17 protein-coding genes are annotated in these 19,082 nt (G+C 71.7%); 6 read left to right on the plus strand and 11 right to left on the minus strand.

The window, feature by feature from the left end:
* Nucleotides 1-2: 2 nt before the first annotated feature.
* The 5 genes from C1M51_RS00945 to C1M51_RS00965 all read right to left on the minus strand — a co-directional run bounded on the left by C1M51_RS00945 (nucleotide 3) and on the right by C1M51_RS00965 (nucleotide 5,251).
* Nucleotides 3-1,112 (minus strand): imelysin family protein, encoded by a 1,110-nt coding sequence (locus tag C1M51_RS00945; RefSeq protein ID WP_129447830.1) that lies wholly within the window; start codon nucleotides 1,110-1,112, stop codon nucleotides 3-5.
* Nucleotides 1,112-2,551 carry a di-heme oxidoredictase family protein gene (locus C1M51_RS00950; protein ID WP_129447831.1) on the minus strand — a complete coding sequence of 480 codons (1,440 nt, stop codon included), beginning with the start codon at nucleotides 2,549-2,551 and terminating at the stop codon, nucleotides 1,112-1,114. The genes C1M51_RS00945 and C1M51_RS00950 overlap by 1 nt, the downstream gene beginning before the upstream one ends.
* On the minus strand, nucleotides 2,548-3,720 hold the full coding sequence (locus C1M51_RS00955; RefSeq protein ID WP_129447832.1) for an imelysin family protein: 1,173 nt from the start codon (nucleotides 3,718-3,720) through the stop codon (nucleotides 2,548-2,550). The genes C1M51_RS00950 and C1M51_RS00955 overlap by 4 nt, the downstream gene beginning before the upstream one ends.
* A 182-nt stretch (nucleotides 3,721-3,902) precedes the next feature.
* Nucleotides 3,903-4,541: a CoA transferase subunit B gene (locus C1M51_RS00960; RefSeq protein ID WP_129447833.1), complete on the minus strand. Its 639-nt coding sequence runs from the start codon at nucleotides 4,539-4,541 to the stop codon at nucleotides 3,903-3,905.
* A gap of 2 nt (nucleotides 4,542-4,543) precedes the next feature.
* Nucleotides 4,544-5,251, minus strand: coding sequence for a CoA transferase subunit A (locus tag C1M51_RS00965; protein WP_129447834.1), 708 nt, complete (start codon nucleotides 5,249-5,251; stop codon nucleotides 4,544-4,546).
* A gap of 74 nt (nucleotides 5,252-5,325) precedes the next feature.
* Here C1M51_RS00965 and C1M51_RS00970 point away from each other — a divergent pair, with 74 nt between their 5' ends.
* From C1M51_RS00970 to C1M51_RS00980, 3 genes are all read left to right on the plus strand, one after another.
* Nucleotides 5,326-5,907: a PAS and helix-turn-helix domain-containing protein gene (locus tag C1M51_RS00970; protein WP_129447835.1), complete on the plus strand. Its 582-nt coding sequence runs from the start codon at nucleotides 5,326-5,328 to the stop codon at nucleotides 5,905-5,907.
* Between the two features lie 106 nt (nucleotides 5,908-6,013).
* Entirely contained in the window at nucleotides 6,014-7,282 is a 1,269-nt protein-coding gene (gene lplT, locus C1M51_RS00975; RefSeq protein ID WP_129447836.1) for a lysophospholipid transporter LplT, read from the plus strand.
* A complete protein-coding gene (locus C1M51_RS00980; protein ID WP_129447837.1) occupies nucleotides 7,279-8,352 on the plus strand; it encodes a glycosyltransferase family 1 protein in 1,074 nt (357 codons plus the stop codon). The genes lplT and C1M51_RS00980 overlap by 4 nt, the downstream gene beginning before the upstream one ends.
* Here the strand turns inward: C1M51_RS00980 and C1M51_RS00985 are convergent.
* The 5 genes from C1M51_RS00985 to C1M51_RS01005 form a co-directional block, all read right to left on the minus strand.
* Nucleotides 8,303-8,854: a hypothetical protein gene (locus C1M51_RS00985; RefSeq protein WP_036234805.1), complete on the minus strand. Its 552-nt coding sequence runs from the start codon at nucleotides 8,852-8,854 to the stop codon at nucleotides 8,303-8,305. The two genes, C1M51_RS00980 and C1M51_RS00985, sit on opposite strands and share 50 nt — an antisense overlap.
* A 429-nt stretch (nucleotides 8,855-9,283) precedes the next feature.
* Complete coding sequence (locus tag C1M51_RS00990) at nucleotides 9,284-10,519, minus strand: DUF1501 domain-containing protein (RefSeq protein WP_129447838.1); 1,236 nt, start codon at nucleotides 10,517-10,519, stop codon at nucleotides 9,284-9,286.
* Between the two features lie 13 nt (nucleotides 10,520-10,532).
* On the minus strand, nucleotides 10,533-12,350 hold the full coding sequence (locus C1M51_RS00995; RefSeq protein WP_129447839.1) for a DUF1800 family protein: 1,818 nt from the start codon (nucleotides 12,348-12,350) through the stop codon (nucleotides 10,533-10,535).
* A 149-nt stretch (nucleotides 12,351-12,499) separates the two neighbouring features.
* The gene (locus C1M51_RS01000) at nucleotides 12,500-13,201 is read right to left on the minus strand and encodes a YceH family protein (protein WP_129447840.1); all 702 of its coding nucleotides are present in this window, start codon (nucleotides 13,199-13,201) and stop codon (nucleotides 12,500-12,502) included.
* A complete protein-coding gene (locus C1M51_RS01005; RefSeq protein WP_129447841.1) occupies nucleotides 13,185-13,967 on the minus strand; it encodes an SDR family oxidoreductase in 783 nt (260 codons plus the stop codon). The genes C1M51_RS01000 and C1M51_RS01005 overlap by 17 nt, the downstream gene beginning before the upstream one ends.
* Before the next feature lie 206 nt (nucleotides 13,968-14,173).
* Here C1M51_RS01005 and C1M51_RS01010 point away from each other — a divergent pair, with 206 nt between their 5' ends.
* The 3 genes from C1M51_RS01010 to C1M51_RS01020 all read left to right on the plus strand — a co-directional run bounded on the left by C1M51_RS01010 (nucleotide 14,174) and on the right by C1M51_RS01020 (nucleotide 18,243).
* Nucleotides 14,174-15,859, plus strand: coding sequence for an electron transfer flavoprotein-ubiquinone oxidoreductase (locus C1M51_RS01010; protein ID WP_129447842.1), 1,686 nt, complete (start codon nucleotides 14,174-14,176; stop codon nucleotides 15,857-15,859).
* 71 nt (nucleotides 15,860-15,930) lie between these two features.
* A complete protein-coding gene (locus C1M51_RS01015; RefSeq protein ID WP_129447843.1) occupies nucleotides 15,931-16,953 on the plus strand; it encodes an NADP-dependent oxidoreductase in 1,023 nt (340 codons plus the stop codon).
* Nucleotides 16,954-17,055: 102 nt separating this feature from the next.
* On the plus strand, nucleotides 17,056-18,243 hold the full coding sequence (locus tag C1M51_RS01020; protein ID WP_129447844.1) for a serine hydrolase: 1,188 nt from the start codon (nucleotides 17,056-17,058) through the stop codon (nucleotides 18,241-18,243).
* 6 nt (nucleotides 18,244-18,249) lie between these two features.
* Here the strand turns inward: C1M51_RS01020 and C1M51_RS18945 are convergent, their stop codons facing one another.
* Complete coding sequence (locus tag C1M51_RS18945; protein ID WP_165349623.1) at nucleotides 18,250-19,008, minus strand: YdiY family protein; 759 nt, start codon at nucleotides 19,006-19,008, stop codon at nucleotides 18,250-18,252.
* Nucleotides 19,009-19,082: the final 74 nt, after the last annotated feature.

Below are 19,082 nucleotides of genomic sequence, written 5' to 3' on the forward strand. Positions count from 1 at the left end.
GTTCAGTCGCCGTCGGCGTCCGAGAAGCCGAGGCTGACCTCGAGCGCCGGCGCCACGTCGGCCTCGGCCACGCGCTTCAGCGCGGCCAGGGCCTTGGCGGCGTCCAGCACCGTGGCCGGGCGGCGCACGTCCAGGCGCTGCATGCGGGCGTCCACCTGGCGCGCCGCGGCCACCAGGCGGTCGGCCTCGGGGTTGCGGCCCTTGCTGCGCAGCCAGGTCTCCAGCGGCACCAGGCCCTGCCCCGCGAGCGGCGCCTCGCCGCCGGCGAACACGCCCAGGCCGCGCAGCGCCTCCCACTGCGCCTTCCAGCTCGCCACGCTGCCGCCGCTGGCGGCGCGAGGCCAGTCGGGCGCGCGGCCCGCGGCGGCGCGCAGCGGCTTCTCCATCTGCGCCCAGCGCAGGCGTTCCACGCCGCCCACCCACTGGTTCACGAACTCGGCGCTGGCGGCCACCACGCTGGCTTCGTCCACCGCTTCGCCCTCGGCATCGCCATCGGCCGCGGCGGCCTTGGCGGCCACCGGCTCGCCGAAGGCCTGCTGCAGCGCCTGGGCCTCGCGCCGGATGTCGCGCGCCACCTCCACCGCATAGCGGCAGGCGGGCGTGCCGGGCGCCACCGGCCGGGTCCACAGCAGCCACTCCAGCGCCGGCAGGCCCTTGGCCGGGGTGCCCACGCGCTCCATCGCGGCGGCATCCGTCGGCGCGGCGCGCACCGCCTTCTCGATCAGCGCCGGCCGCGTGGGCGCGAAATCGATCTGCCGCAGCGAGCGCCGCTCCACCAGCGGCCCCACGGCCACCGTGGACAGCAGCTCCCAGGCCTGCACGCTGCGGCGCCATTGCTCGCGCGCGGCGTTCAGCGCGCGGCCGCTGCGGCACAGCGCGTCCACCGCGTCGGGCAGGGCCTGCGCCTCGCGCGCAAAGGCCTCGGCGCGCGGCGCGGTCCAGGCGGCGTTCAGGCCCTGCAGCACCGCGGTCGGCGCGTAGACCGGCACCGCCACGCGGGCCCAGTCGCTCTGCGCCGCGGCGGGCACCGCGGCCCCGGCCAAGGCCAGCGCGGCCAGCGAAGGCAGCAGGGTGCGGGCCGCGGAACGGCGGGCGAGGTGCATCGTCTTCATCACAGCGACTCCACGAACTTCACCAGCGCCTCGCGCTCGGCGCGGCTCATCTTCAGCACCTGCTGGCGGCTGGCCTCGGCCTCGCCGCCGTGCCACAGCACGGCCTCCAGCACGCCGCGCGCGCGGCCGTCGTGCAGCAGCCGGGTGTGGCCGTTGACGTCCTTGAACAGGCCGATGCCCCACAGCGGCGGCGTCTTCCACTGCCGGCCGCTGGCGGCGAAATCGGGGCGGCCGTCGGCCAGCGCCTCGCCCATGTCGTGCAGCAGCAGGTCGGTGTAGGGCCAGATGCGCTGGCCCGCCAGTGCCGGGCTGCTGAGTCGCGGGAACGGCGGCTCGGCGGTCACGTAGCTGGGCCGGTGGCATTGCGCGCACTGCGCTTGGGTGAACAGCGCCTGGCCCCGCAGCACCTGGGCATCGCGCGGCGCACGGCGCGCCGGCGGCGCCAGCACGGCCTGGTAAAACACCACGTCGTCGAGCGTCTTGTCGTCGATCTCCGGCCCCTGGCCCTGGGCACCGCGCGGCGCGGCGGCGCAGTCGGCCTGGGCCGGCGTGCAGGTTTCCTGCGGGAACCAACGCGAGGTGATGCCGATGTCGCCGTGGAAAGCGCCCGCGCTCTGGTGCGCGATGGTGGCCACGTTGGCCTTCCAGCCGAAGCGGCCCAGCATCTCGCGGCCGGCCACGGCGTCCCACACGCGGTTGGGCACGCCGCGCACCGGCCCGCCGGCGGCGGCCTGGTCGGCGGCGTTGCGCAGGATCTCGGCCTCGGGGATGGCCTCCAGCAGCCCCACGCCGATGAGCTGCGGCGCGATGCGCGGCCCCACCTGCACGTCGGGCCGCATGGGCCCGTAGGCCAGCCGGGCGAACGAGTAGCGCGGCGCCTGCAGCGTGTAGGGCGTGCCGTCGGCAAAGCGGCCGCGGCGCGGCCGGTGCGCGATGCGCACCTCGCCCTCGGGCTTCACGCCCTGCACCGCGGCGTTGTTGAACTGGTCTCCGTACACCGGCTCGGGCACCACGCCCTGCTTCGGGTCGGCGGTGCCGGGCACCGACAGCCGCATCAGCAGCGCGACCGTGGCGTCCCCGGACTTCGGCTCGGGCGGCGCGCCGCGGCCGTCCATCGCGTGGCAGGCACCGCAGGAGCGCGCGATGAAGTGCGGGCCCAGCCCGTCGCGCGCGCCGGTGGAGGCCGGGGCCTCGACCCAGTTGCGCTTGAAGAAGGAGTTGCCGATGACGAAGCGCGTGTGTTCCTCGTCGGCCAGGTTGGCGGCCGGGAACGAGAAGGCCTGGCGACCGCTGGCGTAGACGGTGGTGGCGCCGCCGGTCTTCTCGCCCAGCGGGTCGTCGTCGGGCGGCGCGGTGGCCGCCACCACGCAGGCCACCCCACCGGCCACGCCCGCCAGCAGCGCGGCGGCGCGGCCGGCCGCGCGCCCGCGCCGGCTCACGGCTGCACCAGCGTGAGCTTGGTGATGCCCACCGCGTTGGCGGCGGCCACGAGGTCCTTGCTCTGCTGCGTGAGGCTGGCGATGGTCTTCTGGATGCGCTGGCGGCCCGGTGCGTCCTTGCCGCCCACGATCTCGCGGTCGAACGGCGCCTGGATGCCTTCGGCCGCCGCCACCGAGGCGGCGATCTGGCGCGTGCTGCGCTCGGCCAGCGCGGCATCCTTCGCCGCCACCAGCTCGCGCAGCGAGGCGCCCTGCAGCGTGCTGCCGTCGGCGCGCACATAGCGGCCGAGCCACACGTTCTCGATGCCCTTGGCGTTGTTCACCGCGTCGCGGTGGGTGTTGTCGGAGAAGCAGGAATGCTCGTCCTCCTGGTCCTGGCTGTTGAGCGCGACCTCCAGCCGCTCGCCGGCGAGTTCGCCGCGCGACAGCGAGCCCAGGCCCACCAGGATCTTGCGCACCGACTCCTTGCCACCTTGCTCGAAGCGCGCGCGGTAGTTGCCCGGGGTGGCCGGGGCCCAGGCCTTGACCAGGCCCGCCAGGTCATCGACCAGCAGCTCGGTCACCACCGTGAGGTACTGGCGGCGGCGGTCGGCATTGGGCGCCTTGCCGTCGACGAAGTCCTCGAAGCTGCGGTCGCCGGGGCCGGTCTCGGACAGGTCCTGGCCCCACAGCAGGAACTCGATGGCATGCCAGCCGGTGGCGATGTTCTCCTCGCCGCCGCGCTCGTTCTGCGCCGCGAGGTTCTTCTTGCTGATGACGAACTTGCGGTTGCCGATCAGGCCGCTGCCCGGCTTGCCCTGCACGCCGTCGACGAAGGACTCGTCCATCGGCCAGGCGTTGATGCGGCCCTCGGGGCCCTTGTCGTCGTCGATCGGGCCGCCGTAGAAGCGGAAGGCCTCGGTCTGGCCGTAGAACTCACGCGCGGCCAGCCAGCGCTTGCGCGCCTCGGCCAGCGTCTCGGCCGAGGGCGCGGCGACGAAGGCCGTGATGGCCTGCTGCATCGCGCGGGCGCCCAGCAGGCTGTCCTCGTAGTTCGCGTGCACCAGCACCGCGTAGTGCGCGGCCACGGCGGCCAGCGTCGGCGCGGCGGCAGGAGCGGCCGGCGCCCCCTGGGCGGCGGCCGACCCGGCAGCGATCGCGGCAACGGCGAGGAAGAGACGGCGTTTCATCGACAGTCCTGTGAATACGAATGATTTTCATTGTAGGACTGCCGGGGCCGGGTTCCGCCGAAGACCCTGCGCCGCGGGCGCCGGGTGCGGGCCGGCACGAACGGGAAGGCCGCCCGGATGCGGCAACGCCCGCGCGGTGCCCGTTCAGGGCCCGGCGCGGGCGTCGTTTGCGGGTGCGCGGCTCAGCGCAGCGGCACGCCGGTCTTGGCCTGCACTTCCTCGCGCGTCACGCCGGCAGCCAGCTCCACGAGCTTCAGGCCCTGCGGCGTCACGTCCATCACGGCCAGGTCGGTGATGATGCGGTTCACCACGCCCACGCCGGTGAGCGGCAGCGTGCACTTGGGCAGCAGCTTCAGGTCGATGCTGCCGTCCTTCTTCTTCGCCACGTGCTCCATCAGCACGATGACGCGGCCCACGCCGGCCACCAGGTCCATGGCGCCGCCCATGCCCTTGACCATCTTGCCGGGGATCATCCAGTTGGCCAGGTCGCCGTGCTCGCTGACCTGCATGGCGCCCAGGATGCTGAGGTTGATCTTGCCGCCGCGGATCATCGCGAAACTGTCGTGCGAGCCGAAGATCGAGCTGCCGGCGATGGTGGTCACGGTCTGCTTGCCGGCGTTGATGAGGTCGGCGTCCACCTCATCCTCGGTCGGGAACGGGCCGATGCCGAGCATGCCGTTCTCGCTCTGCAGCCACACCTCGATGTCGGCGCGCACGTGGTTGGCCACCAGCGTGGGCAGGCCGATGCCGAGGTTGACGTAGTAGCCGTCCTGCAGCTCGTGGGCGGCACGCGCCGCCATCTGGTCGTGGGTCCAGGCCATGGTCAGACTCCCGCCTTCTCGGTGATGGTGCGCTTCTCGATGCGTTTTTCCGGCGTGGCATTGAGCACGATGCGGTGCACGTAGATGCCGGGCAGGTGCACCGCGTCGGGGTCGAAGTGGCCGGTCTCGACGATCTCCTCGACCTCGACCACCGTGAGCTTCCCGGCCATCGCCACCGCCGGGTTGAAGTTGCGCGCGGTGCGGCGGAACAGCAGGTTGCCGCTCTGGTCGGCCTTCCAGGCCTTGACCAGCGACACCTCGGGCAGCAGCGAACGCTCCATCACGTAGACGGCGCCGTCGAACTCGCGCGTTTCCTTGCCCTCGGCCACCATGGTGCCGACGCCGGTCTTGGTGAAGAAGGCCGGGATGCCGGCGCCGCCGGCGCGCAGCTTCTCGGCCAGCGTGCCCTGGGGCGTGAACTCCAGCTCCAGCTCGCCGGCCAGGAACTGGCGCTCGAATTCCTTGTTCTCGCCCACGTAGCTGGAGATCATCTTCCTGATCTGCCGCGTGTCGAGCAGCTTGCCGAGGCCGAAGCCGTCGACCCCCGCGTTGTTGGAGATCACCGTGAGGTCCTTGACGCCGCTGTCGCGCAGCGCGTCGATCAGGGCCTCGGGGATGCCGCACAGGCCGAAGCCGCCGACGGCCAGCAGCTGGCCGTCCTTGACGATGCCGTCGAGCGCGGCCTTCGCGCTCGGGTAGACCTTGTTCATGCAGTTCGCTCCATCGGGCGGTGACACCAGCGCGCAGCGTACTACGTATCCGCATACGTACAATCGCCTAAGCAATGACTAGCGCCTCCGTCTCGATCGACCACCGCGGTGCCTTCGAGCTGGCGCCGGTGGGGCTGGTGATCTCCAGCCACCGCAAGATCGTCGACTGCAACCAGGCGGTGGCCGAGATCTTCAGCGCGCCGCGCGAGGCGCTGATCGGCCAGTCCTTCGAGGTGCTCTACCCCAGCCACGACGAGTTCGAGCGCACCGGCGTGCGCATCCTGCTCAAGCTCGACCGCCACGGCCGCTACGCCGACGACCGCATCATGAAGCGCGAGCCCGGCAACCCGCGCGGCGAGCTGTTCTGGTGCCACGTGATGGGCCGCGCCATCAACCGCGAGACGCCGCACGAGGCCGGCATCTGGAGCTTCGAGGACCTGTCGTCGCAGCGCCCGCTCACGCCGGCCGGCCGCGCCGGGCTCACGGCGCGCGAGCGCGAGGTGGCGGCGCTGCTGATCGAGGGCCAGACCAGCAAGCAGATCGGCAAGGTGCTGGGCGTGAGCCACCGCACCGTGGACATCTACCGCGCCCGCCTGCTGCGCAAGTACGGTGCCGGCAGCACCGCCGAGCTGGTGAACAAGCTGGTGCGCGGCTGAGCCGGCGCGGCGCCGACACGCGCCGGTCACGCCACGGTCACGCCGCCGCCACGGGCGCGTCATCCAATCGGGCGGCCGGCGCACCGCCGGCGCCCGCCCCCGCCTCGTGCCCACCGGCTTCCACGTCCTCATCGCCGCGCAGTTCGTCTCGGGCCTCGCCGACAACGCGCTGCTGATCGTCACGATCGCCCGCCTGGACGAGCTCGGTGCACCGCTGTGGTGGGCGCCGCTGCTCAAGCTCGGCTTCACGCTGGCCTACGTGGGGCTCGCGCCCTTCGTCGGCGCGCTGGCCGACGCCTGGCCGAAGGCGCGCGTGATGCTGGTGAGCAACGGGCTGAAGGCTGCCGCCTGCGCGCTGCTGGTCGCCGGCGGCGACCCGCTGCTGGCCTTCACGCTGGCCGGCATCGGCGCTGCGGCCTACTCGCCGGCCAAGTACGGGCTGGTGACCGAGCTGCTGCCGCCGGCGCGGCTGGTGGCGGCCAATGGCTGGATCGAGGTGTGCACGGTCGGCGCCATCCTGCTCGGCACCGCGCTCGGCGGCCTGCTGGTCAGCCCGGCGGCCCAGACCGCCGCGCCCTGGCTGCCGCCGCTGGCGCAGGCGCTGCCGGCCGGTGGCACGCAGCTGCTGCCGGCGCTGCTGACGGTGCTGGCGCTGTACGTGCTGGCCGGCGTGCTGAACCTGTGCATCCCGGACAGCGGCGCGCGCTACGCACGCGTGGCGCCGGGCCGGCTGCTGCGGCAGTTCGCCGACGACAACGGCCGGCTGTGGCGCGACCCGGCCGGCCGCGTTTCGCTGGCCGTGACCACGCTGTTCTGGGGCGTCGGTGCGACGCTGCAGTTCGTGGTGCTGCGCTGGGCCGAGGAGGCGCTGCGGCTGGACCTGCACCAGGCCGCAGGGCTGCAACTGGTCACCGCGCTGGGCCTGATGCTCGGCGCGATCGCGGCCGGCCGCTGGCTGAGCCTGCCGAACGCCACGCGGGTGCTGCCGCTGGGCATCGCGATGGGCCTGCTGGTGCCGTGGATGACGGTCATCGAGCAGCCGTTCGCGGCCGCGCCACTGCTGGCCGCGGTGGGCGCCTGCGCCGGCTTCTTCGTGGTGCCGATGAACGCGCTGCTGCAGCACCGCGGCCACACGCTGCTGAGCGCCGGCCGCTCGATCGCGGTGCAGAACTTCAACGAGAACCTGGGCGTGCTGGCCCTGCTGGCGCTCTATGCCGCGCTCACCGCGGCCGGCCTGCCGCTGGCGCTGCTGATCTGGGGCTTCGGTGTCCTGGTGGCGCTGGCCACGGCCGCGATCACCGCGCTGCACCGCCGCCACGCGAGCCAGGGCGCCTGCCGCACACCGCTTCCCAACGCCACACCGGAGAACGCATGAAGCTGATGATCGTCACCGACGCCTGGGAACCGCAGGTCAACGGCGTGGTCCGCACGCTGAAGATGACGCGCCGCGAGCTGCAGAAGCTCGGGCACGAGGTGGAGCTGCTGTCGCCGCAGGGCTTTCGCAGCATGCCCTGCCCCAGCTACCCCGAGATCGAGCTGGCGCTGACCACGCGCCGCGGCGTCGCGCGGCGCATCGATGCCTTCGCGCCCGACTGCCTGCACATCGCCACCGAGGGGCCGCTGGGCTGGCTGGCGCGCTCGGTGGCCCGCTCGCGCGGCTGGCCGTTCACCACCGCATACCACAGCCGCTTTCCCGAGTACGTTCACGCGCGCACGCGCCTGCCCACGGCCTGGAGCTATGCGCTGCTGCGGCGCTTCCACAACGCCGGGCTGGGCACGCTGACGCCCACGCCGGCCATCGTGGACGACCTGCGCGCCCGCGGCTTCCGGCACGCACGCTGGTGGTCGCGCGGCGTGGACCTGAGCCTGTTCAGCGCCGACGGCCCGCGCCTGCCGCGCGCCGAGCACCCGGTGTTCCTCTACGTCGGCCGCATCGCGGTGGAGAAGCAGGTCGATGCCTTCCTGAAGCTCGACCTGCCCGGCGAGAAATGGATCGCCGGCGAGGGCCCGGCGCGCGCCCGGCTCGAGGCGCGCTATCCGGGCGTGCGCTGGTTCGGCGTGCTCGACGGCCCGGCGCTGGCCACGCTCTACCGCAGCGCCGACGTGATGGTGTTCCCCAGCGTGACCGACACCTTCGGGCTGGTGATGGCCGAGGCCATGGCCTGCGGCACGCCGGTGGCCGCCTTCCCGGTGCCGGGCCCGATCGACGTGGTGGGCCGCTCCGGCGGCGGCGGCGTGCTGCACACCGACCTGCGCGAGGCCTGCCTGCGTGCGCTGCAGCTGCCGCGCGACGCGGTGCGCCGCCACGGCGAGCAGTACTCGTGGGAGCGCGCGACGCAGCAGTTCCTGGCGGCGCTGCGGCCGATCGACGGCCACCGCGCGTCGGAAGAGGTGCTCAGCGCGGCGGAGCGTTCGCCGAACGTCGGCGCCCGAGATCCTGCATGAAGGCCTCCAGCGCCATCTCGTCGCGCGAACCCACCGGCGCCATCTCCAGCCGCATCGCGCTGGCACCGAGCGGCTGCTCGCGCGCGCACACCATCTGCTGCAGCTGCCCGCCGTAGCGCTCCGGGCGCCCCTGCTCGCGCAGGTAGAGGTTCTGGGCGCGGTAGGCGGTGCGCTCGGACTCGAGCGTCTCCTCGCAGTCGGTCTGGTACTGGGAGGCCTTGCGGCGCGACTCGAGCACGTGCACGAGTTCGTGGACGATGAAGGAGTTGTCGCGGCTGCTGTGCGGATCGAGCTCGTCGCTGACCAGGATGCGGCTGCGGGTGTGGTCGTAGATGGCCACCATGTCGGCACAGGTCTGCGGCTGCACCGGACAGACCTGCGAGCGGAGCACCGAGGCCGGCAGCAGCTGGACCGAGGGCAGCTGTTCGAACGGCACCGGGTCGTAGCCCGACAGGCGCGCGGCGGCCGCCAGCAGGTAGCTCAAGAGCGCCGCGTCGAGCATCGCCGTCCTCCGGGCCTCGGGCGCGGCCGTCCGCGCATGGACACATCATTGCCGAAGTTGGATGGCCTTGCCAGTGATCGTGGCCGACGCTTGCGGTTCGCCTGCACCGAGCGCTGCTGACCACGCCATCGGGCGAACGGCTCCGCTCGTGTCCCCCGGACGTCGGCCTCCCGGCCGCCGCCCTCCTCCTCTACCTCGCTGCGCCATTCACCCGACGTCCTGGTCGCACGTACCACCGAGAGGCGCGAAGGTCTTAAGACCTCGGCACGCCGCGGTGTATCGAAGCGCCGCGACGGGCCGCTGTGTGGAGTGAAGTAAAGGAGGAGAGCCCGACCGGAGGTCGGGCTCGGGGGACATGAACGCAACACAGCGGACCGGCGCGGCGCCAGCTCCCACGGCGCGCCTCGCACCGGAAGTGCCCGTACCTCCTCAGGCGAACAGCGGGAAGCTCTCGAAGCGCCCCCGCAGCACCGCCTGCGTGTCGGTACGACCGAACCAGCCGTCCATCACGGTGGCGTAGGTGCGGCGGAAGTCGGTGGTGTGGCGCAGGTTGTCGTCGGGCGTGCGCTCGGTCAGGCTGACCGGCCGGCCGTACTGCCCGCCCTTCACCGGCTTGCCGACGATGAACATCGGGCCGGCGGTGCCGTGGTCGGTGCCGAGGCTGGTGTTCTCGGGCACGCGGCGGCCGAACTCCGAGAAGGCCATCAGCACCACGTCGTCGGCGCGGCCGATGCGCTCCATGTCGCGCATGAAGGCCAGCACGCCGTCGGACACATAGGTCAGCAGGCGCTGGTGCAGATCGGCCTGGTGCACGTGGGTGTCGAAGGCGTTGTTGCGGTAGGCCACGTAGTAGAGCTGCGTCGGCAGGCCGGCGGCGATCAGCGAGGCGACCTTGGGCAGGTCGACCGGCAGCACGCCGTAGTCGACCGGCGTGGAGTACTTCGACCACGCCTGGCGCACCAGCTCGGAGGCGTCGCGCGCGCTGCGGGCGATGTCGCGCAGGTAGCGGCGGTTGCCGCTGTCGGAGGCCTCGGACGGCTCGACCCGGTCGAGCAGGCCGCGCTCCTCGAAGAAGCCTTCGCGGACGAACTTCTCCGGGTCGTCGAACACCACCGGCACGTGGCGCCGGCTGCGCACCGCGAGCGATTGCGTGGCGTCGATGTTGACGATGAAGTTGCTGGCGCCGTCGGGCCGCATCGCGTCGGCCAGGCGGCCGACCCAGCCGTACTCCTCGCCGCTGTTGGGCGCCGCGGTGTGCCAGTAGGCCATCGACGAGAAGTGCGAGAAGTTCGGGTTGTCGTAGCCGCAGCCGTGCACGATGGCGAGCCGGCCGTCCTTGTAGAGCCGCTCGAAACCCGCCAGGCCGGGGTTGAAGCCGTGGTGGTCGTCGATGCGGCGCAGCCGCTGGGCCGGGATGCCGAGCTTGGGCCGCAGCCGGTAGTAGGTGTCGTCGGCATACGGCACCACGGTGTTCAGGCCGTCGTTGCCGCCCGACATCTCCAGCACCACCAGGATGCGGCGCCGTTCGCTCGCCGGCACGACGGCCGGCTGCTGCGCCATCGCGGCGAACGGCGTCGGCAGCACCAGGCCGCCGAGGCCGGCCTGCAACAGCGCGCGCCGCGTCAGGGCGGCGCCGCGTGCGGGCGTGTGGGACGAAGCGCTCATCGCGGGTCCTTCCTCATCCGAGCTGGTAGTCGGGACTGGCCAGCATCAGGTGCAGCAGCATGCGCAGGCCGTCCTCCATGTAGGTGGATGCGCGGTCGATGCGGTCGGTGCCCAGCTCGCGCGTCAGGAACTCGACCCAGGCCGCGCGCTGCGCGGCGCCGACCGGTGCGCTCAGGAAGCGGCGCGCCAGTGCGTCGACCGCGTCGGCCGTGCTGCGGCTGCCGCTGGCGACGACGAGGCCGCTCAGGTCCACGCGCGCCATCGTGCGCGGAATGGGCTTCACCACCTCGACCGCCTTCTGCCAGCCGCGGTAGCTGCCGTAGCGGGTGTTGAACTCCTCGTCGCGGTCGCTCATGCGGTTGGACATGGCCATCGCCTCGCCGCCCGCCATGTCCTTGCCTTCGGGCACGGTGGCGGCGGTGATGTCGAGCCCGCGCGAGATGCGCTCGTGCACCGCGCGGATCTCCAGGCCGGTGGCGTTGCTCGGGAAGCGGTCGTTCGGCAGCGCGGTGAAGTCGGGGAACAGCACGTCGCGCGCGAAGTTGCCGCGCTCCATCAGCAGGCCCGGCGTGATCCAGCTGCGGCCGTAGGCCCATCCGGCGACGGTGGGCGGGTACAGCAGGTGCTGGCCCAGCGCGCCGGTCACGTCGTTGAAGTCGGGCACGCCGGGCACTTCCTTCAGCCCGAGCTTGCGGTAGGTCGAGACCACCAGCTCCACCGGGCTCTTGATGCGCGTGCCCACCACCTCGGGGCTGTAGAAGTCGCGCGAGAGGAAGATGGCTTCGAGCAGCGGCGCGATCTCGTAGCGCTGCTCGCGCAGCACGGCGCCGAGGCGCCGGCGCAGCTCGGGCGCGATCTCGTCGCGCGCCAGGTAGCGGTAGATGCGCCCGGCCAGGTACTCGGCCGTGACCGGCTGCTCGAGGATCAGGTCGATGACCTGCACGCCGTCGAACGGGCCGCGGCGGCCGAACACGAGCTTGTCGCTGTCGTCGTGCTGGGCGCGGTTGACGACGAAGCGCAGGTCGTCGTAGTTCCAGCCGGTGAAGGCGCGCGCCGCCTCGCGGATGTCGCGCTCGCTGTAGTTGCCCACCCCCATGGTGAACATCTCCATGATCTCGCGCGCGAAGTTCTCGTTGGGCGCGCCCTTCACGTTCACGCCGGCGTCCAGGAAGGCCAGCATCGCCGGGTCCTGGGCCACGCCGATCATCAGCTCGCGGAAGTTGCCCAGGCCCTTGGCCTGGAACAGCTGCAGCTGCTGCAGCATCTTGCGCGCGTCGCGCACCTTGTCCTCGTGGGTGGCGAAGTGGCCGTGCCAGAACAGCGCCATCTTCTCCTCCAGCGGGCGCTGCGTGAGCAGCATGCGGTTGGCCCACCAGTAGGCGACGCGGTGCGTCTCCAGGCGGCTGGCGCGCAGCCAGTAGAAGAACTTGTTGACCACCGGCTGCAGGCGACGGTTGCCCTCGGGCTTGGCGGCCACGCCCAGCGCCTCGCCGCGCGCCTTGGCGGCCTCGGTGGTGGCCGGCCGGCTGGCGGGAAACGGTTCGAGGCCGGGCTCGTGGATGTCGGAGGCGTCGAACGGCGGCAGGTGGCTGTTGTCGATGCCCTGCGGCCGCACCAGCGTGGCCACCGCCTGCTGCGGCGTCATCGCGGCGAAGCGCGCGATCTCCTCGGGCGTGGGACCGAAGCCGGCCCGCTCCAGAAGATGGGCCGCGCGCTCGGCGTTCCACTGGTCGGCGGTGATCGGTCGCAGATCGCCGCTCCAGGCGGCCGGGGCGGCACCCGGTGCGGCGACACCGGCCGCGGCGGTGCCGGCCAGCACGAGGCCGAACAAGGCAGACCTGAGGAGGCGGCACAGGGACATCATCGGAATCCGGGCTGGTGGGTCAGGCAGCCCGCACGGCGGGCGCTGGCGATTCTGGGCCCGGGGCCGGGCGTTTGCACGCGGCCGGCGCAGCTCGGGCAAATTACCCGGCCGCCACCCTAGGACAGGTCGACGCCGAGCTCGGCGGCCAGCCGGTGCAGTTGCGCACGCAGCATCACCACCTCGGCCTGCAGGCGGTGCTGGTTGGCGCGCAGCGCCTGGATCTCGCCGGCCGTCACCAGGTCCTCGGGGGCGCCGCCGGCCGGCGCCGCGGTGGCCACGTCGGGCGGGCCGCCGAGCAGTTGCGCCCAGCGCGCCTCGCGCGAGCCCGGCGCGCGCGGCAGCTTCACCACCAGCGGCGGCTCGCGCAGCGCCAGCTCGTCAAGGAAGCCCTCGACCGAGGAGATGTCGGCGAAGCGGTGCAGCCGCTCGGTGTTGGCCCGCAGCTCGGCCGCGGTCTGCGGCCCGCGCAGCATCAGCAGCGTGAGGATCGCCGCGGCCTGGCTGGGCACGCCCAGCACGCGCTGCAGGTTGTGCTCGTAGCGGGCCACGCGGCTGCCGCTGACCTCGATCACCAGGCTCAGGCGCTTGAGCTCGTCGACCGCCGCGAGCACCTCGCTCTCGGTGGCGCTGATCACCGGCTCGCGCGCGGTCTTCTGGTTGCAGCCCAGCAGCAGCGCGTTCAGGCTGAGCGGGTAGCTGTCGGACACCGTGTGCTGCTTCTCGACCAGCACCGCCACCACGCGCTGCTCGATCAGCGACAGCACGCGCAGCGCCGCTCGCGCGACACGGCGCTCGCCGGCGTCAGAGGCCGAATCCATCGTCCGCCTGCAGCACCGCGCCGTTGATGAAATGGCTCTCGTTGGCGCACAGCATCAGCAGCGCGGTGTCCAGGTCCCTGGGCTGGCCGACGCGCTTGCGCGGCATCATGTCCACCAGCTTCTTGCCCTGCTCGGTGCCCCAGTGGTGGTGGTTGATCTCGGTGTCGATGTAGCCGGGGCACAGCGCGTTCACGTTGATGCCGTAGCGGCCCCACTCGAGCGCCATCGCGCGCGTCATGTGCACCACCGCGGCCTTGCTCATGCAGTACACGCCGATCTGGCCCAGCACCTTGAGCCCACCCACCGACGCGATATTGACGATGCGCCCGCCGGTGTAGGTGCCCGGCGCCGCGCCCTTGGCGCGCGCGATCATGCGCTTGCCGACCTCCTGGGCGACGAAGAAGGCCCCGCGCGTGTTGGTGTCCATCATGTAGTCGTAGTCCTCGGGCGTCACGTCGATGATGCGCTGCGTGGTGCTGACGCCGGAGTTGTTGACCAGGATGTCGATCGCGCCGCACTCGGTCTCGGCGTGCGCGACCGCGGAGCGGATGCTGTCGGGGTCGGTCACGTCGACGCCGACCACGTGGGCGTCGCCGCCCAGGCCCTCGATCTCGGCCCTCAGGGTCTTCAGCCGCTCGACGCGGCGGCCACCCAGCACCACCGCCGCGCCGGCGGCGGCCAGCGTCAGCGCGAACTGCGCACCCAGGCCGCTGGAGGCGCCCGTCACCAGGGCCACGCGGCCGGACAAATCGATGGTATGGCTCATGGGGTCTCCGTGCGTCGCTGCGTCGTGTGTTCTGTGCCGGCCAAGATATCACGCACACGCGACAGCGCTGTCGCCTGCATGACGTGGCGCAGCAGGCCGGACACCCCGGTGGAACGAAATAGAACGATCGTTCTTTTTAGCCCTGCCGCGGCTTAGAATCCGCGCGCCTTTCGGACGCCTTCCGAAACGAAGAACAGGAACGAGACATGACACCGCAAGCCCTCCTCGACCAGCACGGCCCGCGCGAGGCCATGGACTACGACGTGGTGGTGGTGGGCGCGGGCCCGGGCGGCCTGGCCACAGCGATCCGGCTGAAGCAGCTCGCCGCCGAGCGCGGCCAGGAGGTCTCGGTCGTGGTGCTCGAGAAGGGCTCGGAGCCCGGCGCCCACATCCTGTCGGGCGCCGTGATGGACCCGCGCGCGATCACCGAACTGTTCCCCGACTGGAAGGAACGCGGCGCGCCGCTCGAGCAGCCGGTGAGTGGCGACGACGTGCTCTTCCTCTCCGAGACCGGCGCCACCCGCACGCCCGACTGGCTGGTGCCCGACTGCTTCCACAACCAGGGCAACTACGTCATCAGCCTGGGCGCCGTCACGCAATGGCTGGCGCAGCAGGCCGAAGCGCTGGGCGTGGAGATCTTCCCCGGCTTCGCGGCCGCCGAAGTGCTGTACGACGCGCAGGGCGCGGTGCGCGGCGTCGCGACCGGCAACCTCGGCGTCGGCAAGGACGGCGAGCCGACCGAGAACTTCCAGCTCGGCATGGAACTGCGCGGCAAGTACACCGTGTTCGCCGAAGGCGCCCGCGGCCACCTGGGCCGCCAGCTGATCGCGAAGTACCGGCTCGACGCGGACCGCGACCCGCAGAGCTATGCGCTGGGCATCAAGGAGCTGTGGGAGATCCCTGCCGCGCAGCACCGCCCCGGCCATGTGGTGCACACCGCCGGCTGGCCGATGGACTCGCACACCTACGGCGGCGGCTTCCTCTACCACCTGGCCGACCGCAAGGTCACGCTCGGTTTCGTGACCGGGCTGGACTACCAGAACCCCTGGCTCAGCCCGTTCGAGGAAATGCAGCGCTGGAAGACCCACCCGGCCATCCGCGCCGTGCTGGCCGGCGGCAAGCGGCTGGGCTACGGCGCGCGCGCCATCACCGCCGGCGGCCTGCTGAGCCTGCCCAGGCTGGTGTTCCCGGGCGGCGCGCTGGTGGGCTGCGAGGCCGGCACGCTGAATGCCGCGCGCATCAAGGGCAGCCATGCGGCGATCAAGACCGGCATGCTGGCGGCCGAGGCGCTGGCCGAGGCGCTGGCCGCGGGGCGCGAGCACGACGAACTCGCCGCCTACCCGGCGGCGTTCGAGGCGAGCTGGCTGCACGCCGAGCTCGAGCGCTCGAAGAACTTCAAGCAGTGGTTCAAGAAGGGCAACACGGTGGGCGCGCTGATGACCGGCATCGAGCAGTGGCTGCTGCCGCGGCTGGGCGTGCAGAGCCCGCCGTGGACGATCCACCGCAACGAGGCCGACCATGCGCGCCTGCGGCCGGCCGACCAGTGCGCGCCGATCGCCTACCCCAAGCCCGACGGCCAGCTCACCTTCGACCGGCTCAGCTCGGTGTTCATCAGCAACACCAACCACGAGGAGCAGCAGCCGGCCCACCTGACGCTGAAGGACGCGGGCGTGCCGGTGGCTGTCAACCTGGCGACATACGCGGGTCCGGAGAGCCGCTACTGTCCGGCCGGCGTGTACGAGTTCGTGAAGACCGAGGCCGGCGCCGACCGGCTGCAGATCAACGCGCAGAACTGCGTGCACTGCAAGACCTGCGATATCAAGGACCCGACGCAGAACATCGTCTGGGTCACCCCCGAGGGGGGCGGCGGGCCCAACTACGCCGGCATGTGAGCGTGGAACGGCACGCACCGGCCCTCGATCGCGACGAACCACAAGCACCCCACCGAGACAGGACCTCCGCCATGCCCCAGACCTCATCGACCAACCGCCGTTTCGTGTTGGCCGAACGCCCCGCCGGGATGCCGACCGCCAGCACCTTCCGCCTGGAGACCGTCGACATCCCCAAGCCGGCCGCGGGACAGATGCTGTTGCGCACGCTGTGGCTGTCGCTCGACCCGTACATGCGCATCCGCCTCAACGAGGGCTACTCCTACCGGCCCGGCGTCGACCTCGGCGGCGCGATGGTCGGCGGCACGATCTCGCGCGTGGAGGAAAGCCGCCACCCCGGCTACAAGGCCGGCGACCTGGTGATCGCCGCCAGCGGCTGGCAGGACTACGCGCTGTCGGACGGCTCGGACATCGACATCAAGCTCGACCCGTCGATGGCGCATCCGTCCTGGGGCCTGGGCGTGCTCGGCATGCCGGGCTTCACCGCCTGGCACGGCCTGATCAACATCGGCGAGCCCAAGGCCGGCGAGACCTTCGTGATCGCTGCCGCCACCGGCGCGGTGGGCCAGATCGCCGGGCAGCTGGCCAAGGCGCGCGGCCTGCGCGCGGTGGGCATCGCCGGCGGCGCCGACAAGTGCCGCTACGCCGTCCAGGAACTGGGCTTCGACGCCTGCGTGGACCACCGCTCGGCCGACCTGCCGGGCGAGCTGAAGAAGGCCTGCCCCGACGGCATCGACATCTACTTCGAGAACGTCGGCGGCGCGGTGTTCGACGCGGTGCTGCCGCTGTTCAACCTGCATTCGCGCATGGCGATCTGCGGCCTCATCGCGCACTACAACGGCGGCGGCGAATCGGGCGACCGCATGCCGCTGCTGCTGACCTCGCTGCTCAAGCGCCTGAAGACCCAGGGCTTCATCATCTACGACCACTACGCCGAGCACTACGAGGCCTTCTTCCGCGAGATGAGCGGCCTGCTGGCGCAGGGCGCCATCAAGGTGCGCGAGGACGTCATCGACACGCTGGAAGGCGCGCCGCAGGGACTGGTCTCGCTGCTCGAGGGCCGGAACTTCGGCAAGGTGGTGGTGAAGGTCGCCTGAACCCTCGACGGGCGGCCGTGCCGCCCGCGGGATTGCCCTGCTCCCGCCTGTGGCCGCGCTGACTACATTCGTGCATCCCAGGCCGACGATCGGAAGTCCCGCATGACACAGCACACCCTTCAGCAGGCCGCCGACGCGGTTCTCGACAGCACCGTGGGCCGCGCCGGGGGCGCGCCCGGCGTCGTCGCGATGGCGACCGACGCGCGCGGCAACCTCTACGAGGGCGCCGCCGGCAGCCGCGAACTCGGCAGCGACCGGCCCATGACGGTGGACACCGTGATGTGCCTGTTCTCCTGCACCAAGGCGCTCACCGGCGCGATGGTGATGCAGCTGGTGGAGGAAGGCCTCGTCAGCCTCGACGATGCCGCGTCCCGCTACGTGCCGGACATCGCCGCGATCCAGGTCTACGACGGCGTCGATGCCGACGGCCTGCCGAAGACGCGCCCGCCGCGCCGCGCCATCACGCTGAACGACCTGATGCTGCACACCGCCGGCTTCGGCTACGAGTTCTTCAGCGCCGAGGACCTGGCCTACCGTCAGGCGAAGAACATCCCGACCCTGATCGCCAACACCTACGAAGCCATCCAGTCGGTGCTGCTGTTCGATCCGGGCGAGCGCTGGAACTACGGCTGCAACATCGACTGGCTGGGCAAGGTGGTCGAGGCCGTGCGCGGCAAGCGGCTCGGCGAGGTGATGGCCGAGCGCCTGTTCGCGCCGCTGGGCATGAACGACACCGCGTTCGTCATCACGCCCTCGATGATGCAGCGCCGCGCTTCGCTGCACATGCGCGCCGCCGACGGCAAGCTCACGCCGGTGCCCGACCTGGTGCTGCCGCAGCCGCCCGAAATGGACATGGGCGGCCACGGCCTGTACGGCACCGTCGGCGACTACATGAAGTTCATCCGCATGCTGCTCAACGACGGCGACGGCGCGAACGGCCGCGTGCTGCGCGCCGAGACCGTGCAGCGCATGTCGCAGAACGGGCTGGGCGCGCTGAAGAGCGGCGGCTGGGTCACGACCAACCCCGCGCTGTCGAACTCCGGCGAATTCTTCCCCGGCCTGTCCAAGTCCTGGGCCTACACCTTCATGGTCAACGACGAGGACGCCCCCACCGGCCGCCCGGCTGGTTCGCTGATGTGGGCCGGCCTCGGCAACCTCTACTACTGGATCGACCGCAAGAACCGCATCGGCGGCTTCTGGGGTACGCAGATCCTGCCCTTCCAGGACGTGGCGTCCTATCCGGGCTTCGTCGACTTCGAGAGCGCGGTCTACCGCACGTTGAAGCGCTAGCGGGTCCTAGTCGAAACGCGCGCTGATCCCCGTGGTGAGCAGGGTGTCGGTCTTCTTCAGGCCGATGCCGGGCTCGCTGTCGTAGCGCGACGCGACGCCCACCGTGAGGCTCAGCGCCTTGGTCATCGCCACGGCCAGGTCGGCGTCGAAGCGGGCGCGGAACTCGCCGTCGTTCTTCAGGCTCGGGTAGAGCTCGAAGCGCTGCTTGGCCGAGACGGTGTCGGTGAGCTTGTGGGTGGACTCCTCGCCGAGCAGTGCGCTCAGCGCGCTGTAGCGCACGCGCTCGGCGCCGTCCACCGGGCGGGGTTCGCTGTAGCGGTCGCGCGCGTACTGCAGACCGCCGAACACGTTGAAGGTGTGCTGCGGCGTGTTGACGAACTTGTAGCCCAGGCCGCCGCTCAGGGCGGTGCGCAGGTCGAGATCGGCGATGCCGTCGCGCTCGGCGTCGAGGCCCCCGAAGGCGAACACCTCGCGCGTGAGGTTGAAGTCGTAACGCGTGCCCAGGCGGACCTGGTTGCCCGAGGTCTCGCCCTCGTTCTCGGCGTACAGGCCGTCGCCGTAGATCGCCCACTTGTCCTCGGGCGTCAGGCGCACGGCCTCTCCCTTGACCGTGAGGCTGGTGGCGCGGGTGTTGCCGCTGCTGGCGCTCAGGCCCGCACCGAGCAGCGCGCGCCATTCGCCATCGTCCTTGAGCGTGACCTGGGCGGAGGCCGCAGCGCTGCCGCAGGCCAGCAGCAGTGCGAGGGTTCGGGAGGTCTTGGGCATCGGGGTCGGTCCTTTCCGGGAGAGTTGACAGAGGTAGAAGGCCCTGCGCCGGGGTTGTTCCGCAAAATCTTGTG

Source organism: Methylibium sp. Pch-M, assembly GCF_004136295.1.
Lineage (GTDB): Bacteria > Pseudomonadota > Gammaproteobacteria > Burkholderiales > Burkholderiaceae_C > Methylibium > Methylibium petroleiphilum.

Bases quoted from the DNA above. Each gene is read 5' to 3' on its own strand.
- C1M51_RS01000 (WP_129447840.1), bottom strand. From the start codon at position 13,201: ATGGATTCGGCCTCTGACGCCGGCGAGCGCCGTGTCGCGCGAGCGGCG.
- C1M51_RS00965 (WP_129447834.1), bottom strand. From the start codon at position 5,251: ATGAACAAGGTCTACCCGAGCGCGAAGGCCGCGCTCGACGGCATCGTC.
- C1M51_RS00960 (WP_129447833.1), bottom strand. From the start codon at position 4,541: ATGGCCTGGACCCACGACCAGATGGCGGCGCGTGCCGCCCACGAGCTG.
- C1M51_RS01020 (WP_129447844.1), top strand. From the start codon at position 17,056: ATGACACAGCACACCCTTCAGCAGGCCGCCGACGCGGTTCTCGACAGC.
- C1M51_RS00955 (WP_129447832.1), bottom strand. From the start codon at position 3,720: ATGAAACGCCGTCTCTTCCTCGCCGTTGCCGCGATCGCTGCCGGGTCG.
- C1M51_RS18945 (WP_165349623.1), bottom strand. From the start codon at position 19,008: ATGCCCAAGACCTCCCGAACCCTCGCACTGCTGCTGGCCTGCGGCAGC.
- C1M51_RS00985 (WP_036234805.1), bottom strand. From the start codon at position 8,854: ATGCTCGACGCGGCGCTCTTGAGCTACCTGCTGGCGGCCGCCGCGCGC.
- C1M51_RS00980 (WP_129447837.1), top strand. From the start codon at position 7,279: ATGAAGCTGATGATCGTCACCGACGCCTGGGAACCGCAGGTCAACGGC.
- C1M51_RS01010 (WP_129447842.1), top strand. From the start codon at position 14,174: ATGACACCGCAAGCCCTCCTCGACCAGCACGGCCCGCGCGAGGCCATG.
- C1M51_RS00990 (WP_129447838.1), bottom strand. From the start codon at position 10,519: ATGAGCGCTTCGTCCCACACGCCCGCACGCGGCGCCGCCCTGACGCGG.
- C1M51_RS01015 (WP_129447843.1), top strand. From the start codon at position 15,931: ATGCCCCAGACCTCATCGACCAACCGCCGTTTCGTGTTGGCCGAACGC.
- C1M51_RS01005 (WP_129447841.1), bottom strand. From the start codon at position 13,967: ATGAGCCATACCATCGATTTGTCCGGCCGCGTGGCCCTGGTGACGGGC.
- C1M51_RS00945 (WP_129447830.1), bottom strand. From the start codon at position 1,112: ATGAAGACGATGCACCTCGCCCGCCGTTCCGCGGCCCGCACCCTGCTG.
- C1M51_RS00970 (WP_129447835.1), top strand. From the start codon at position 5,326: ATGACTAGCGCCTCCGTCTCGATCGACCACCGCGGTGCCTTCGAGCTG.